Raw genomic sequence first — 16,098 nt, forward strand, 5'->3', positions numbered from 1 at the left:
AGCGCCTGTGACTTTTACGAAAATAAGCACATAGTGGTGAAAACCTATTGTTCGTTGCCCTCGTGATACTGCGATTAGAGAGGGCGATGAGCCAATCTAAGTAAATCGGTATTATGACTACAGAAACAATTTCACTGATCAAATCTAGCATCAAAAGCATCCAAGACTACCCAAAGCCAGGCATTCTATTTCGTGATGTGACGAGCCTTCTTGAAGACGCAAAAGCATACCAAGCGACGATCAACTTACTTGTTGAACGTTACAAAGATATGGGCTTTACCAAGGTTGTGGGTACGGAAGCTCGTGGCTTTTTATTTGGTGCGCCTTTAGCGCTTGAGCTAGGTGTTGGTTTTGTACCAGTGCGTAAACCAGGCAAGCTACCACGCCCTACTGTTGCTCAATCTTATGAGCTTGAATACGGCGTTGATACACTAGAAATCCATACAGATGCCATCGTTGAAGGTGACAAAGTACTGGTTGTCGACGATTTATTGGCAACGGGCGGTACTATTGAAGCGACGACTAAACTGATTCGCCAACTGGGCGGTGAAGTTGAGCACGCTGCGTTCGTTATCAACCTACCAGAAATCGGTGGTGATAAACGTTTAGAAGCACTAGGTCTAAACGTGTACAGCATTTGCGATTTTGAAGGACATTAATACATTCAATGAGTTATTTAGCTTTAGCGCGAAAATGGCGTCCTAATCGGTTTGACCAAGTTGTCGGACAAAAACATGTCCTGACGGCGTTGGAAAACGCACTGGCGCAAAACCGTTTACACCATGCTTATCTGTTCAGCGGGACTCGTGGTGTGGGTAAAACGAGTATCGGTAGGCTGTTTGCCAAAGGCTTGAACTGCGAAACCGGCATTACCGCGACACCTTGTGGTAAGTGTGATACTTGTCGTGAAATTGATGAAGGTCGCTTTGTCGATCTTCTTGAAATCGACGCAGCATCACGTACTAAAGTTGAAGACACTCGTGAACTGTTAGACAACGTTCAATACAAACCTGCTCGTGGACGTTTTAAAGTGTACCTCATCGATGAGGTGCACATGCTATCGCGTCACTCTTTCAATGCGTTGTTGAAAACCCTGGAAGAGCCGCCAGAGTATGTGAAGTTCTTACTCGCAACAACTGATCCACAAAAGCTGCCTGTCACTATATTGTCGCGTTGTCTTCAGTTTCATCTGAAACCAATCAGCGTTGATGATATTCACCAGCAACTTGATTACATCCTAGGTCAAGAGCAAGTTTCAGCAGAGCCAAAAGCGTTGGGTATGATCTCACATGCTGCAGATGGCAGTATGCGTGATGCTCTTAGCTTGACTGATCAAGCAATTGCATTAGGTAACGGTGCGGTGCAAGCCGATATTGTCAGCCACATGTTGGGGACGATTGATACCGACCAAGCGATTCACTTACTAGAGTCAATCAGCAGCAAGAAACCTCAACAAGCCATGGATAAAATCCAACAATTAGCGGCAAATGGTGTTGAGTGGGATGGTTTGTTGCAGCAAGTCGCAACACAGTTACACCGAATTGCGATGTATCAAGCGTTGCCCGCGTCGTTAGACCGAGCACAACCAGATGCAGAGAAAATTGAGCTGTTGAGTAAAGCTCTAAGCCCGCAAGACGTTCAGCTTTACTATCAAATTGCATTGAAAGGTCGTGAAGATTTGACCCTCTCGCCAAATGGGCGAATCGGTTTGGAAATGATTGTGCTGCGCATGATGGCGTTCCGCCCATCAAATAACAGTGGGGCAAATGTTGTTTCTAGTAACAGCGAGCCAGCGTCATCTCCGGCTCAAAGTACCAGTCAACCAAAGACTGCGCCAGCTCAGACAGCCGCTGCTCCTCGAGCTCAGCAGCCGAGTCCAGCACAAAGCACACCACAAGTGGCGCCTCAACCTTCATCCAGTTCGCAACCTGAGTATCAAGCGAGTGGATATGAGACGGTTCCACCACAGTATGATATGGCGCCGCCGATGAGTGAAAACCCAGCGCCGCAGCATGAAACGCCACCTCAACAAATGCAAGAGAGCGTTTCAACACCAGCGCGCGGTGGTCTAAGCGGTTTACGTCACCAATTACGTTCTCAGCGTCAAGGCCTACAACAGAACACTCCTCAAAATGGTGGCTCAAAAAAGCCTAAAGCGGCATCTGCACAACCAGAATCGGTTATCGACCGAGTAGCGCAATTGCATGGCAATTCCGCGCAGGTGTCGCCAAACTCAGCTCCGAAGTCGACGGAGCCACAAGTTGAAGAAGCGTATCGCTGGCGTCCAAGCAAGCCTGTTGAGACAAAAGTAAATACAAAACTGACACCTACGCAGCTCAAGCAGGCACTTGAGCATGAGAAAACGCCTGAAATGGCACAAAAGCTCATCGATGAATCGTTAGAACATAATGAATGGGCGAAGCTCATCAGCTTAATGGAGATCCCTAAGCTGGTAGAGCAACTTGCGCTAAACTCTCATTATAGTAAGGAAGGAACAACCGTTTCGTTACTATTGAGAAGCAGCCAAGCTCATTTGAATACTGATAGAGCTCAAGCCGAGTTGCTTAAAGCACTTAATACCGTGTTAGGTGAAGAGTGCCACATGAGCATCGAAATAGGGGAGAGTGGAGAAACACCACTTGAACTGAGAGATAGGCTCTACCAAGAGAAATTACAGCAAGCGCTGAACAGTTTAGAAAACGATCCAAATGTTCAATTTATTGAACGTCGTTTTGCTGCAGAGCTTGATAAAGATAGTGTGCGCCCTATCTAATAATCGAATGGAATGGGGTTGAAAACCCAAAGGTATAACCCCATTAATTGATGCAACACCTCATTAAACCAGAGAGATAAACATGTTTGGTAAAGGCGGTATGGGCAACCTAATGAAGCAAGCCCAGCAAATGCAAGATCGCATGCAAAAGCTTCAAGAAGAAATCGCGAATATGGAAGTAACTGGCGAGTCTGGTGCTGGCCTAGTTAAAGTTACTATCACTGGTAGCCACAGCGTACGTCGTGTTGACATCGATGAAAGTTTGATGGAAGACGACAAAGAAATGCTTGAAGATCTGATCGCTGCGGCGTTCAATGATGCAGCCCGTCGTGTTGAAGAAACTCAAAAAGAGAAAATGGCTTCTGTAACTGGCGGTATGCAACTACCACCAGGTATGAAAATGCCATTCTAATCTGCTGATATTTAATTAAGCGGACTTTTAATGCGTACCAGTCATATGCTGGAACAATTGATGGAGGCCTTACGTTGTCTACCTGGGGTTGGCCCCAAGTCAGCGCAGCGTATGGCCTTTCATTTGTTACAGCGCGATAGAAAAGGCGGTTTGCAGCTTGCAGATGCGCTTAGTCAGGCAATGACAGAAATAGGTCATTGTACTGAGTGTCGAACCTTCACCGAAGAAGAAGTCTGTCACATTTGTACCAACCCAAAACGCCAAGAAAATGGTCAAATTTGTGTGGTAGAAAGCCCGGCAGACATCGCAGCCGTTGAAGCAACAGGCCAATATTCTGGTCGGTATTTTGTTCTTATGGGGCATTTGTCGCCATTAGATGGTATTGGTCCAAGTGATATTGGGTTGGATGTCCTTGATTACCGCTTACGTCGCGGTGATATTACCGAAGTGATTTTGGCGACAAACCCAACAGTTGAAGGTGAAGCCACTGCCCACTACATCGCAGAGCTATGTAAAGAGCACCAAGTTGATGCCAGCCGCATCGCGCATGGTGTGCCTGTCGGTGGGGAGCTAGAGCTTGTTGATGGCACGACGTTGTCACATTCGCTATTAGGTCGACACAGAATTTAATAAAAAGCCGCTGAATTCAGCGGCTTTTTTGATTTTGGGAGTTGGGAACGATTAATCGTTCGATTCTTTACCAAGAAGGTTTTTGTAGATAACCGCACCAAGCACGCCACCCACAATAGGCGCAACCCAGAACAGCCATAGCTGAGAAACCGCCCAGTCACCCACATATACTGCGACTGCCGTGCTACGAGCAGGGTTTACTGACGTATTGGTGACAGGAATGCTGATCAGGTGAATGAGAGTCAAACACAGGCCAATTGCGATAGGTGCAAAGCCTTGTGGCGCACGTTTGTCTGTTGCACCCATAATGACAATCAGGAACATCATCGTCATGACAACTTCAGTCACAAGTGCAGCGATCATCGAGTATTGGCCTGGAGAGTGTTCACCATAACCATTGGCGGCAAAGCCAGAACCCACAACATCGAATCCTGCTTGTCCAGATGTAATAACGTAAAGCACGCCACCTGCGATAAGCCCGCCGATCACCTGTGAGATGATGTAGGGAGCAACGTCTTTTGTCTCAAAACGACCGCCAGCCCAAAGGCCAACTGTCACTGCAGGGTTCAAGTGACAACCTGAAATATGACCGATAGCAAATGCCATCGTCAGAACGGTTAAACCGAATGCCAAAGAAACGCCCAACAGACCAATACCCACTTCAGGGAAACCCGCAGCCAACACCGCGCTACCACAGCCGCCTAACACTAGCCAGAACGTGCCAAAAGCCTCAGCCAAATACTTATTCATGTTCTTTCCTGATCTTTAATTAAATGACCCGCTGAACATAGTCGAGAATTGTCAATAAATTGTGAGGGAGATCGCGCGAAAACTGCAAATGGAACGCTATGTCGCAAGAGTTCTCAAGGGTGAGATAAAAGGCTGAGGGGGGGAGTGCTAAATCTTGAGTTTGCTTTGATTACTGCCTCGGAGAGAAACAACCGAGGTACTAACTTTAAACGTGTGGTCTAGAGTCGCGTTACGTCAATTGTTCTAATTCGGTGATGTTGTCGAGTGCTTCTTGATTGGTGTTGCCGCATACAATCGGACACGGTTTAAAATCGTGACAGACTTTAGGGCGTTCAGGCTTACCAAATAGCTTGCACAAATTGTCGTCGTTGAGTTGCACACAACGAACACCTGCAGGTTTGCCCTTGGGCATTCCAGGTATTGGTGAAGAGATACTTGGCGCAATACAGCACGCTCCACATCCTAATCGACAATCCATAATGTAAACCTCTTAAAAAATTAAGGGGGCAATTATGGTCATTTTGACGTGGATTGGAAGAGTGAAGAAAGAAAAAAATAAAAGGGCGCGCTTAACATTACGCTCCCTTTTTGGTTTTTTGCTTTTAAATCATCGTGCTTATTTTAAGAAACGGTTATAAACAAACAACAGAATAAATGCGCCTAGTGTTGCGGTAATGATACTACCAATGTTGACGCCAGTTGCTCCGCCGAAACCGAGAATGCCGCCAAGGAAGCCACCTACAAATGCCCCTGCAATACCAAGTAACATTGTTGCAATCCAACCGCCCCCATCTTTTCCTGGCATGAGCCATTTAGCAAGTGCGCCGGCGATTAAGCCCAAAATAATCCAAGAAATAATACCCATGAAAACTCCTTAATGCCTTCTTGATCAATTGAGTAATGGAAACTTGTTTAAGGATAGAACAGTAAAACGAAAGTAGTTGAATATCTCCACCGTTATGTGGGAAGGATGCAAGATCTTCTCAAAACTTGAACTTTTGCGTTGAGAAGAGTATAAATCGCCCCCTAAATTCCCTTGGTGAGACCTGAAGTATGAGCACTCCATTTTGGCAAAGTAAATCGTTAGAGCAGATGACAGAAGAGGAATGGGAATCTCTCTGTGATGGTTGTGGCAAATGTTGTTTGCATAAGCTGATGGATGAAGATACTGATGAAATCTACTATACCAATGTGGCCTGTAGCTGGCTGAACAGTAAAACGTGTTCGTGTAAGGATTACCCAAACCGTTTCACTTCGGGTGAAGAGTGCACCAAGCTGACCCGAGAAGACATCGACGATTTTACTTGGCTGCCACACACGTGCGCTTACCGTCTGTTGGCTGAAAAGCAGCCTTTACCAGAATGGCATCCGTTGATTACAGGCTCTAAGTCCGCAATGCATGCGGCAGGGGAAAGTGTCCGTAACAAAGTTGTTTACGAGATTGATGTGGTGGATTGGGAAGACCATATTTTAAATCATCCTAACCGTCCTTAGTCGAATACAAACAAGCCTTTCATTGATTAAATGAAAGGCTTGTTTACTATTGGGGCTCCCAACTTTGACGTCTCGCTAACGAAATGCTGCTCAGTTTATTATTTAGTGTTGTAAACTTAGGAGTATGATTTCAACGCTTTACACTTCTATTCCTGATTGTTTTGATCAGGACTGTTCCCTATGAGGTAAACATGACGTTTCATTTCCCCCAGAAACTACGCCTGACATCTTGGGTGACATTATTCGCACTTGCCGTCATTATGTTCTCCCCAATGGCTGTTCATGCGACTGCTACTGACGATATCCAAGAGCCTTCTGCTGCCGAAATCTCGATTGACAACTTGAACCGAGAGATTGTGGATTTATCCCAAAGCCTCTCGCAAGCGAGTGGCGACGAGCGTGATGCCCTTCAACTGCAACTATTCCAAAAGAATGAAGAATTAAGAAGCCAGTTAGCGTCAGCGATTGAACGTGAAACTATCTCTCGCGACAAGCTGATCTTGCTAGTTAAAAAACAAGAACAATACTCTGAGGACGCGACGAACTATCTATCGGAAAAAATAAAGAAAGTCGTCGAGGATTTAAATAAGGCTAAGGATGAAGAGAAGCTTGCTCTTGTTAATGATTATCGAGAGCTACAGCGTTATCTTGATGTTAGCTTCGATTCGAGCTGGCAAAATCTCGCTTGGTTGAAGGAGCTAGGGGCCCAAAACGAGCGCGCAGAAGCGGAACTAAAAGATAAAATTGATAAACGTATGCGCTTACTGTCTGCTTCAATTGAGTACTTGAGTCAGCAAAGTGAGATCATTGGCTCCCAACTTTCGTCTAGCCCAGAGTCGGAAAAAGCGTCGTTGCAACTTAGTCAGCTCATTACTAAACAAAGGCTAAATATTGCGACAGAAAGCTTACGCAACCTGATTTCAATTGGTGATAAAGTCGGTTTAGAAACGTCTGAATACAAACGCCAAATTTTTGAAGTGACGGGTAATATCACCCATGATTTACTGAATACCAAAGTTGTGTGGTCAATACTGAGTCACTGGTCCAACTCGGCACTGGATTGGTTTGCCGAGAATGCACCGCAGCATATCTTCCAGTTGTTTGTTTTTGCGCTGATTTTATTGATCGCTCGCGGACTGGCTAAGTTAACTCGCAAAGTCGTCCGTAAAGCAGTTGCATCGAAAAACTTAAAACTTTCCCACTTGATGCAGGACTTCTTTATCTCGATGTCCGGCAAATTCGTGTGGGTGATCGGTATCATGGTGGGCTTATCTCAGCTTGGTTTGAACCTAGCGCCAATCCTAACCGGTTTCGGTATTGCTGGTGTGATTATTGGTTTCGCGTTGCAAGACACGTTATCCAACTTCGCGGCGGGTATGATGCTGCTTATTTATCGCCCATTTGATGTTGGTGATTTTGTGTATGCTGGCGGTGTGGATGGCAAGGTAAGCCATATGAGTTTGGTGAACACCACAATCCGTACGTTTGATAACCAAATTATTATTGTGCCTAACAGCAAAATCTGGGGAGATGTTATTAAGAACGTCACGCATGAACGCATTCGCCGCGTGGATATGGTGTTTGGCATTGGCTATGCGGATGACCTCTTAAAAGCGGAGTCAGTATTGTCTGATATCATTACCTCTCACCCTTCGGTACTTCGCACTCCAGAGCCAATGATCAAAGTTCATACATTAAATACGTCTTCTGTAGATTTTATTGTGCGTCCTTGGGTAAAAACGGATGATTACTGGGATGTATACTGGGATGTGACAAAAGAGGTTAAACTACGCTTCGACCGAGAAGGTATTTCGATTCCTTTCCCACAACAAGATGTGCATTTGCATATGGTGGAGAAGCAAGACGCTTAATCACAGGTCCCAACTAGTGAAAGGCACTCTAGATAGAGTGCCTTTTTTGATCTTCGGTTAGCGCTATAGTTACAGTTCGTCGAAGAACACCAGTTTCGGCTCGCATTCTAACAAGTTGTCGATCTGGCTAATCAAAAGAGCAAAGTGTTCTGTTTTACCATGAAGCTCAAATGCTTGTTGGTTTTTAAATTGCTCCTGAAAAACGAAGTGGCATGTATTGTCTTTATCTTGGAACAATTGATAACGAACGCAACCTTCTTCATTGCGAGTAGGTTCAAGCGCTCGGGTAAGTACCTCTTTCAACTCTTGTTCTTTTCCCGGTTGTGCATGAAAGGTAGCCGTCAAGTGAATCATAATGTTTACTCTTTTTGTTATAGGTAACGCCCTTGGCGTTGCAGGAACTCAATTTTGTAACCATCAGGGTCGGTTACAAAAAAGAACGTTGCTAAATGCTTTTGTTGATGGTCAAAGGCTTTGATGTCACCAGTTTCAATGCCGAGAGATTTAATGCGTTTGTGGGCTTGTTCAATGTCCTCCACGCTGACGGCAAGGTGGCCGTAACCTGAGCCGTGAGTGTAGGGCTCACTTTGGTCGTGATTGTGCGTCAGTTCCAATTCAAAGCCAGTTTCTTGGTTGGCTAGATAGGTTAGAGAAAAGCCATCAAAGATGTATTGATCAGCGACTTCTAGTTCAAGTACGTCACAGTAAAATTGTAGAGAGCGGTCCAGATCACTTACTCGGATCATGGTGTGAATCATTTTTGTCATAGGTACTCCTTGATAGTCCGCACAGGTTAGCGATTTCAAAAGGAGTCTGGGTAGTACTCTAGTACGACAAATTAGAAGATGCTCAAGGGTTTATAATACGGATGCATAGCCTAGGATGGTTATTGCTCGGTTGGTTGCTATTAACTGTTAAGTTGCGCAAGTGCTTGACGAGTGGTCTCTTGAGGTTGGCGGGCGTAAGTGAGGCAAGCGCATCGAAGTAAGGAGGCAAAGTTGTTCACTTTACCATTGTATTCGAGTGCTTCTTGATAAACAGTGCTTATGAATTTAGGAACCGTCATGTTTTGAGCACTAGCGATTTCCTCAAGAATTGTCCAAAAGCTCGCTTCAAGTTTTACACTGGTCGCGTGACCATCAATACGGATAGAGCGGGTGATGAACTGATAGTTGTCTTGGGGTTGCTTAGCAAAGATTTCGCACATTTTCTTTATTCATATAATTAAAGACCCATAATTATTGTGGTGTACGATTTAAAACGTCAACTGTTTTCATGCATAAAAAAACGCTCCCTTGCGAGAGCGTTGAAACATCACGAGTTGTGAAGTAAGTGCAAGTTGATTATTTAATTTGTTGCTTCAAGTACTCGCCTAGTTGCGAGTGGTGCATGATTTTTGATACCGGAAGGATAGTTTCTGCAGGTCCCCAAGCAAATACGTTGACAGGAGTATGCGTATGAGTACCCGTCCCCCATACTGTGTTTTGCTTTGTTGCATGCTCACGCGCTAGCAAGTTGCCACGGTCGTTGTAAGGAAAGAAAGCATCAAAGTCATTGATTGTCGGTACGTTCTCTTCGCTTAAGTATTTGTGTCCAGCGAGTCGGTATGGATTTGGTTTACTTGCTAATACGCGTTCTGCTTGCTCAGGCGTAATCGAAAAATCGCTATTTGCGTTCACGACTTCCGCAAACTTCTCTGGAGTTTGCTCTTTCTTATCAAGCGCTTGGAACTCACTGATCATGCCGTAGTAACTTTTCTTTTGGTTGTATAAACCATCGAGGATCTCGAACTGACCAAAGTTGAAGTTTGGCGCGTAATCCTGATTTTTGAATGCTTCGCCGTCGCGTTTTTGTGGTTTAGGCAAGTTTGCTGATGAGTAGCTAAAGCCAAAAGAGCCGGTTTCGTGGTCAGCAGTAACAATGATCAGGGTGTCATCACGGCCTTTTGCCCACTCATAAACTGAGTTTACCGCTTCATCGAATTTAAGCATTTCATGCAGCATCGTACCTGCATCGTTACTGTGGCCAGCCCAGTCAATTTGGCCGCCTTCAACCATCAAGAAAAAACCGTCTTTGTCTTTTGAAAGAATGTCGATTGCTTTGGTGGTCATTTCTTTCAGCGATGGCTGCGTGCGTTTTGGATCGTTTTTGCTTTGACTGTAGGCAATACCATCGTTCATGCCCGAGTAAGCAAAAAGTCCAAGTAATTTGTCACCTTTAGCTTGTGTGAGCATATCGCGGCTGAAAGCCAGGTTGTAACCTTGGTCTTGCGCTTCTGCAAGCAAGTTGCGTTCGTCTTTGCGTTTCGATTTTAGGTAGACATTACCTTGAGTGAGCGCTTCAAGCTGCTCGTATGTCTCTCCCTTGTCGTTTGTCGACTTTGGAATCCAATGACGAAGTCCACCAGACATCATCACGTCTACGCCGGTTTCGAGCATATCCGCCGCAATACTGTTTTCTAGGGAGCGATGTGGTTGATGAGCGGCAAATGCTGCTGGCGTTGCGTGGGTCATACGCGTATCAGAGACGAGCCCTGTCGCTTTACCTTTACTTTTGGCTTTTTCCAAAATAGTTTCGACATGGTTGCCTTGGCTATCAATGCCAATGACTTCAGAAGCGGTAGGGATTCCTGTCGCTAGCATCGTAGCTGAGCACGCAGAGTCGACGACAATTGCGTCTTCTGGATTGGTCAGTGATGATCCAATCACACCTTCTTGAGCGAGTTTGTATAACGCTGTGCTTTCGCCTTTGTAAACCGAGTTAGGTGCGTGTTTTGCGTAGGTCTCGAGTAAACCAACTTGTTGAGGACCCATGCCGTCGCCGATCATCAAAATGACGTTTTTGATTTCAGCTGAGAGTGCGTTGAAAGAGAGGGTAGATGCAGCCACTGCCGTAACGATTGGAGATACTAAGCGCTTCATTATATTTTCCTTGTTTATTGAAAGCGCAGGCATTAAAGCAATGATTTATGAAGGTTTTGTGTCGGTAATAAAAGTTTAACCAAATTGTCGTTTTTGTTTGGTTTTGCAGAAAAAATGAGTCGCTCTGTAACGTTCGTTAGTTTGGAAAGAAGAAAGCCCACAAACGTGGGCTTGGATTACGCTTAGGAGTTGAAAGCATGGACTAAAGTTATCCATTCAGTGCCTTCACAAGAAACCTAGTTTAGGGAGCAATAAACGAGCATGTATTATCGGGCCACAAGAGCGGTCGAATTCACTTACGTTTGCATCATATCGTTCTTTGGCTTATTAAATTATGGGCTGCAGTAAGTGTTTGGTTCAAATAGGATTTGTTGTCGTGACGATTATCAGACTGGTTATCAGACTAATGCCAGTATGATGCCACCAACGGTAAGTGCCGCAGAAAGGTATTGACCCGCAGAATATGAGCCATCCTCTTCTTTCTCGATTTTATCGGGGTGATCCATGCCAAGCGCACCATGCGTGAAAGATTCGACCTTTTCACCAACAGATTTATCTTCTGCTTCTATTTTCTTGCTGTCGTGCTCGATTTGTTGCAGAGCGGCAAGTAGCGCTTTGCCTTCGGTCGAAAGCGTCACCTTATTGTGTTCGACTTTCAGCGGCGAAGCACTAGTTTCTTCTTGTGCAATACTTGCTTGTTTAGAGGCGACAGATTGTTTGGCATAGCTATTAACAGAAGTGCTTCCTACTGGATTCATCGAATACTCCTTGGAACATCGACACTCGGTCACTGAGTGCGGGTAAAAAGCAGTTATATTTTTATCGGCGGCAAAGTTTATTTCTGAAGCTATTTGGATAAAAACAGGTCTGCTTTTGCCGCTTCTAGTTTCTATTGGTGATCATTAGCAAAAAATAGACCAGCAGGAAGCAGACCCTTGTCACTCGATGAACTCGGAGCGGTGTGATGATGCAACGCAACGGCAAGGTAGTAACTTAAATTGAAGAGCAGCTACTTACATTGAAGATCGTTATTGCGTTTAGTTAGATGTTGATATGCCGCCATGCGGTGAGCATCTTGTACATACCGTACTGGTGGTGCGAGAACCTCTAACTGATAGTCAGTATTATCAGAAAGCACGTTATCTGTTGGGCTAATTACAACCACTTTTAAGCTCGGGTTGCGGCTTAAGATTGATGCTGCCGTACCCAACCCTTGCTCGGTGTGAAACTTGCCTGCAACATGGACAACCTGAGCGCCTGGGTTGTCGTCTAGGTAGCTAACGATAGATTCCGCCATAGTTTCATCCCAAGTAACTTGAGCTGCAAACTGTTTTTCCGTCTGCTCTGGCTTACCGTGATGCATGGATGCCATGAACTTTTCTTTGTACGGACTACTACCAGTGTTGATGGCTTGTGCAATGAACATCCGCTGATCATCATCGAGCTTGTTAATGTAATCTAGCCCTTGTCGACCAATGCATCGGACAATGTTCTTTGGTGCATTTGCTGCAATGACCGGGAGATTTTTCTGCTTAGCAAACTCCACGAGAGGGCGATAGTCGCTTTCATAATTGGGCCAAGCGTTGGCTTGTTTCATTAAGTACTGTTCGCCGATCTCCCCACGTAGGTAAGCGTCAACAACAGGTTGTTTGTCGCGGGTAAATTGTTCCATAGATAACGCGAGTGAGCGGTCGTAGGACGTAAGTTGTTTGAGCATATCGGTTTGAAAGCGATGAACGCCGGCGTGTGTGTGCCATTCACCAATAAGAATGACATCTGCTTGTTGCAGCTCAATTGGCAGTTTGCTTAGAGCGATGTGCTCGCCAGAAGGGGTGTATAGTTGGTAGTCGTAAAAACTAGTGACTTCCGCTGAGGTTGCGTGAGAGTCGGTGTGCGTATATGAAGAGCAACCAGTAAGTAAGCCTGCAAAGAGCAAGCTCAAAGTAGAAAAGCGCATTGAAAAGCCTCCAAAAATGTCCGGATGATATTAATGGAGGCTGAGCAATGAATCAATATAAATGATAACTATTTGCGTTTGTTGTTTTTTTTGACTTATTAATTGAGTGTTTTTTTGCGATATACACGCAACATAAAATCAGCCTCACATTGGAAAAGTGTAGCGGATTTCAACTCTTCACGAAGAGCATCGGTTGCTTTCCATGCGAATGGCGTCATTTGCAATAAATCGATTGCGGCTCCGTTTTTCAAGTCCATAACATAGTTAAGATGCTGCTGGTGCTCTAATTCAAACCCTTCAATATGTTCTGGTTCTTCATTGTGAAGACGAACTTCTTGATAAATGCGCTCACGCAGTTGGTATAAGTGGCGGCTAGCAGGAGTAACCGTGACAACAACGCCGTCGTTTTTTACAACGCGCTGCAGCTCCTCAGCTTTACACGGGGCATAAATGCGCAAAATGGCATCTAAGGATTCATTTGCGAAGGGAAGTCGGTGACTAGAAGCCACACTAAAGTTGCAGTGCGTGTAACGCTTCGCCGCGTAACGAATGGCAACTTTGGAAATGTCTAAGCCATAAATCGTGGCATGGTTCGCTTGTGTTTCTATCGTCTTTTGTACTTGATCTGTGTAGTAACCTTCACCACAACCAATATCTAATAATTGATGGGTGCTCCCCTCAGTGTATGTTGCACACAGCTGCGCCACTTCTTGGCGCATTGGGTTGTAGTAATCTCCTTCGAGGAATCGACGACGAGCTTGCATCATCTCTTTGTTGTCACCAGGATCTTTAGAACGTTTGTGGTGCGCTGGCATCAAGTTAACGTAGCCTTCTTTTGCTAAGTCAAACTGATGATTGTTTTCGCACTTAAACGTTTTTTCATTTAACGCTAGAGCTTGGTGGCATAGAGGGCATTGATAGTTCATGACGATCTCGAACAGAAAGTAGGGCGGCAAATTCTATCAAAAAGCGTGGTATCAAGTGAAACAAAAAGAGCCGACTGGGTCGGCTCTTATTAAGTATTAGTGGAAGAAGTCGACTTGCTCTTTCAAGTTTCGTGCTTGTTGTTGAAGTTCAATGGCACTTTGCGAGGTTTTTGCGCTCGTGTTGCGGCTTTCTCGGTTAAGTTCACTGATAGAATGGGCATTTGCTGCAATTTCTTGTGAAACTTGAGCTTGTTCTTCTGAAGTCGCTGCAATGGCGTCGGCTTGAGAGGCTATCGACTGCACTTGTACTGCGATGGCTTCTAATGCTGTGCCCGCGTCTTGTGCTTTGTCCAAGACCTGGTTTGCACTGCGTTGGCTGTCTGTCATCATATTAACTGCATTATGAGTCGACCCTTTTAGTTTCTCGATAATTTCCACGACATCTTGAACTGAGCTTTGGGTTCGGTGCGCAAGTGTGCGCACTTCATCTGCTACAACTGCGAAGCCACGGCCTTGCTCACCTGCTCGTGCTGCTTCAATGGCGGCATTCAAGGCAAGTAAATTGGTTTGCTCAGCAATTTCATCAATCATTTTAGTGACGGTTTGAATACTCTCGCTATCGCGATTTACTTGCTCGATAGCCGTTGCTGATTGATCCAATTGATCGTTAAGTTGAGCAACGTCGATACATACGCCTTCAACAATCGCGAGACCAGATTGACTATCAGTATTTGCTGAGCGTACGTTTTCCGCAATGCTTTCGACTTGTTGTGCGACAGATTGAGCGGAAGAGGCCATTTCTTCAATCGCTGTCACAACTTGCTCGACTTCTTGTTGTTGTCGGTCGGCTTGGGTCAAATTGCTATGTGCATCGTTGGCAACGCTGGTGGAGTTGCTCTCCACTAAGTCGCTTGTTGAACGGATCTTACCAACGAGTTCATTGAGCTGACTTGCCATACTGGCGACACCCGAGCTCAGGTTCGTAATTTCATTCTTTGATGCTTTACGAGACGCTGGAATGTTCAAGCTGACTTCGCCGCCCGCTAAGCGAGTCATGTATGAGTTTAGAGTCGTGAGAGGTTGTAAGCTGCGATTCAAGAAAAGTGTCAGTACAACAAAAGTAATGATTGCCGCTACCGAAGAAATGATGGCAATGAGTGTGAGAAGCGTGTCGCTACCTTTTGTAACTTCTTTGATAAACGTACCGCCTAGCAGTTTCCAGTTCCAACCTGGAACCTCTGTGTAGACAAGATACTTTTCGCCTACGTTACCTTGGTACTCGAAAGGGTAGCGAATTAATCCACTAGATTGTTCGAAAATCTGACCAAAAGGCTTGTGACCATTGTAGTCGGCGACTTCTAGTATTGACGAATCTGAGCCGCTTTTTGCTGGATGAAGTAGGTATTTACCAAGATTGTTTTCGTCGTTATCAACGATAATGGTGTAACCAGTGTCGCCCCATTTTATCTCTTCGAGTGCATCGAATAAGGTTTGTGTCGCTTGGTCTACTGGTAAGCCAATAAACGATAGGCCTACTACCTTTCCTGTCGCATCTTTGATTGGGGCATAGTAGGTAATGTAGCGCTCGCCATACAATTTAATTTGAGCGTAATACGGTTGTCCTGCTTTAAGCTGCTGATAACCAGGATGGTTGATGCCTAGCGTGGTTCCGACCGCTCGCTGACCTTGTGGATCTTTTAGGGAGGTGGACACCCGAATAAAGTCGTCACCCAATGGTGCGAATAGCGTTGCTATAGCGCCGGTATCACGTGTGAAACTGTCGACCAACTTGGTGTCATTAATTAAGCTTTCACTGTATTGAGTGATGTTTGGTACTTCATGTCCCATGAAGTCAACCGTGTAATTTTCGACATAGACACCGGCAAGGTAGCCATTGCGAAAAGTAGATTCGAGGACTTTAGCGGTGTGCAGGTAAGCATCGAATTGGCCAGCAATGGTTTTTGCCATTGATTCTACTTTAGATTGGTGTTCTTTCAGTGTGCTTTCCAATAGAACATCGGAAGCGTTGCGGTAAACAAGCGCTGCAATACTGCTGAAAGCAATGAATAGACACAAAGTGATCACCAGTTTCAACTGGAATCCGACACTTTGATTTCGGTATCTCTCTAACATAGACTAATTCCTGATATTTTTATTATTTATGAGTTTTGTATCGGTATGCTATCGGTTTATATGATCAATTTTTTTGATATTTATTAATGAAACCGTCAAAAGTGACCAGTAACCAATAAGTTAGTAAAGATAGGACCATCTAAGCAGAGCTTTTTGACCCGTCCTGATATGGGTTGACACTTTTTAACTAAAACGCTCGATGTACTTCATCGGGCGTTTTGTATTTTAAAG

At 45.0% G+C, this 16,098-nt stretch carries 17 protein-coding genes; 6 read left to right on the forward strand and 11 right to left on the reverse strand.

What is annotated here, in order from left to right:
- Positions 1 to 113: 113 nt before the first annotated feature.
- From apt to recR, 4 genes are all read left to right on the forward strand, one after another.
- A complete protein-coding gene (apt, locus tag R7F67_RS18075; RefSeq protein ID WP_005380615.1) occupies positions 114 to 659 on the forward strand; it encodes an adenine phosphoribosyltransferase in 546 nt (181 codons plus the stop codon).
- An 8-nt stretch (positions 660 to 667) separates the two neighbouring features.
- Positions 668 to 2,773 (forward strand): DNA polymerase III subunit gamma/tau, encoded by a 2,106-nt coding sequence (gene dnaX / locus R7F67_RS18080; RefSeq protein ID WP_053304167.1) that lies wholly within the window; start codon positions 668 to 670, stop codon positions 2,771 to 2,773.
- An 82-nt stretch (positions 2,774 to 2,855) separates the two neighbouring features.
- A complete protein-coding gene (locus R7F67_RS18085) occupies positions 2,856 to 3,185 on the forward strand; it encodes a YbaB/EbfC family nucleoid-associated protein (RefSeq protein WP_005380618.1) in 330 nt (109 codons plus the stop codon).
- A gap of 30 nt (positions 3,186 to 3,215) precedes the next feature.
- A complete protein-coding gene (recR, locus tag R7F67_RS18090; RefSeq protein WP_005380619.1) occupies positions 3,216 to 3,815 on the forward strand; it encodes a recombination mediator RecR in 600 nt (199 codons plus the stop codon).
- Between the two features lie 51 nt (positions 3,816 to 3,866).
- On the opposite strand, the gene aqpZ is transcribed toward recR, so the two are convergent.
- From aqpZ to R7F67_RS18105, 3 genes are all read right to left on the reverse strand, one after another.
- A complete protein-coding gene (gene aqpZ, locus R7F67_RS18095) occupies positions 3,867 to 4,565 on the reverse strand; it encodes an aquaporin Z (RefSeq protein WP_053306681.1) in 699 nt (232 codons plus the stop codon).
- A gap of 229 nt (positions 4,566 to 4,794) precedes the next feature.
- Entirely contained in the window at positions 4,795 to 5,043 is a 249-nt protein-coding gene (locus R7F67_RS18100; RefSeq protein WP_017820793.1) for a YkgJ family cysteine cluster protein, read from the reverse strand.
- A gap of 138 nt (positions 5,044 to 5,181) precedes the next feature.
- A complete protein-coding gene (locus R7F67_RS18105; RefSeq protein ID WP_005380625.1) occupies positions 5,182 to 5,430 on the reverse strand; it encodes a GlsB/YeaQ/YmgE family stress response membrane protein in 249 nt (82 codons plus the stop codon).
- Positions 5,431 to 5,618: 188 nt separating this feature from the next.
- Here R7F67_RS18105 and R7F67_RS18110 point away from each other — a divergent pair, with 188 nt between their 5' ends.
- On the forward strand, positions 5,619 to 6,059 hold the full coding sequence (locus R7F67_RS18110; protein WP_005384948.1) for a YcgN family cysteine cluster protein: 441 nt from the start codon (positions 5,619 to 5,621) through the stop codon (positions 6,057 to 6,059).
- 191 nt (positions 6,060 to 6,250) lie between these two features.
- On the forward strand, positions 6,251 to 7,930 hold the full coding sequence (locus R7F67_RS18115) for a mechanosensitive ion channel family protein (protein ID WP_005380681.1): 1,680 nt from the start codon (positions 6,251 to 6,253) through the stop codon (positions 7,928 to 7,930).
- Positions 7,931 to 7,999: 69 nt separating this feature from the next.
- Here the strand turns inward: R7F67_RS18115 and R7F67_RS18120 are convergent, their stop codons facing one another.
- The 8 genes from R7F67_RS18120 to R7F67_RS18155 all read right to left on the reverse strand — a co-directional run bounded on the left by R7F67_RS18120 (position 8,000) and on the right by R7F67_RS18155 (position 15,867).
- On the reverse strand, positions 8,000 to 8,284 hold the full coding sequence (locus tag R7F67_RS18120) for a putative quinol monooxygenase (RefSeq protein ID WP_005380684.1): 285 nt from the start codon (positions 8,282 to 8,284) through the stop codon (positions 8,000 to 8,002).
- A 17-nt stretch (positions 8,285 to 8,301) separates the two neighbouring features.
- Positions 8,302 to 8,697, reverse strand: coding sequence for a VOC family protein (locus R7F67_RS18125; RefSeq protein WP_005380685.1), 396 nt, complete (start codon positions 8,695 to 8,697; stop codon positions 8,302 to 8,304).
- 140 nt (positions 8,698 to 8,837) lie between these two features.
- Positions 8,838 to 9,137: a ribbon-helix-helix domain-containing protein gene (locus R7F67_RS18130; RefSeq protein WP_005380686.1), complete on the reverse strand. Its 300-nt coding sequence runs from the start codon at positions 9,135 to 9,137 to the stop codon at positions 8,838 to 8,840.
- A gap of 136 nt (positions 9,138 to 9,273) precedes the next feature.
- Complete coding sequence (locus R7F67_RS18135; protein WP_017635817.1) at positions 9,274 to 10,851, reverse strand: alkaline phosphatase; 1,578 nt, start codon at positions 10,849 to 10,851, stop codon at positions 9,274 to 9,276.
- Positions 10,852 to 11,249: 398 nt separating this feature from the next.
- On the reverse strand, positions 11,250 to 11,609 hold the full coding sequence (locus R7F67_RS18140; protein WP_005380688.1) for a hypothetical protein: 360 nt from the start codon (positions 11,607 to 11,609) through the stop codon (positions 11,250 to 11,252).
- Between the two features lie 251 nt (positions 11,610 to 11,860).
- Positions 11,861 to 12,808, reverse strand: a complete 948-nt coding sequence (locus tag R7F67_RS18145; protein ID WP_017635818.1) for a ChaN family lipoprotein — start codon at positions 12,806 to 12,808, stop codon at positions 11,861 to 11,863.
- A 98-nt stretch (positions 12,809 to 12,906) separates the two neighbouring features.
- Positions 12,907 to 13,734, reverse strand: a complete 828-nt coding sequence (rlmA, locus tag R7F67_RS18150) for a 23S rRNA (guanine(745)-N(1))-methyltransferase (RefSeq protein ID WP_005380691.1) — start codon at positions 13,732 to 13,734, stop codon at positions 12,907 to 12,909.
- 96 nt (positions 13,735 to 13,830) lie between these two features.
- Entirely contained in the window at positions 13,831 to 15,867 is a 2,037-nt protein-coding gene (locus R7F67_RS18155; RefSeq protein WP_225495499.1) for a methyl-accepting chemotaxis protein, read from the reverse strand.
- Between the last annotated feature and the right edge of the window lie 231 nt (positions 15,868 to 16,098).

The organism is Vibrio sp. YT-17 (assembly GCF_033337375.1).
In the GTDB taxonomy this organism is placed as follows: Bacteria; Pseudomonadota; Gammaproteobacteria; order Enterobacterales; family Vibrionaceae; genus Vibrio; species Vibrio alginolyticus.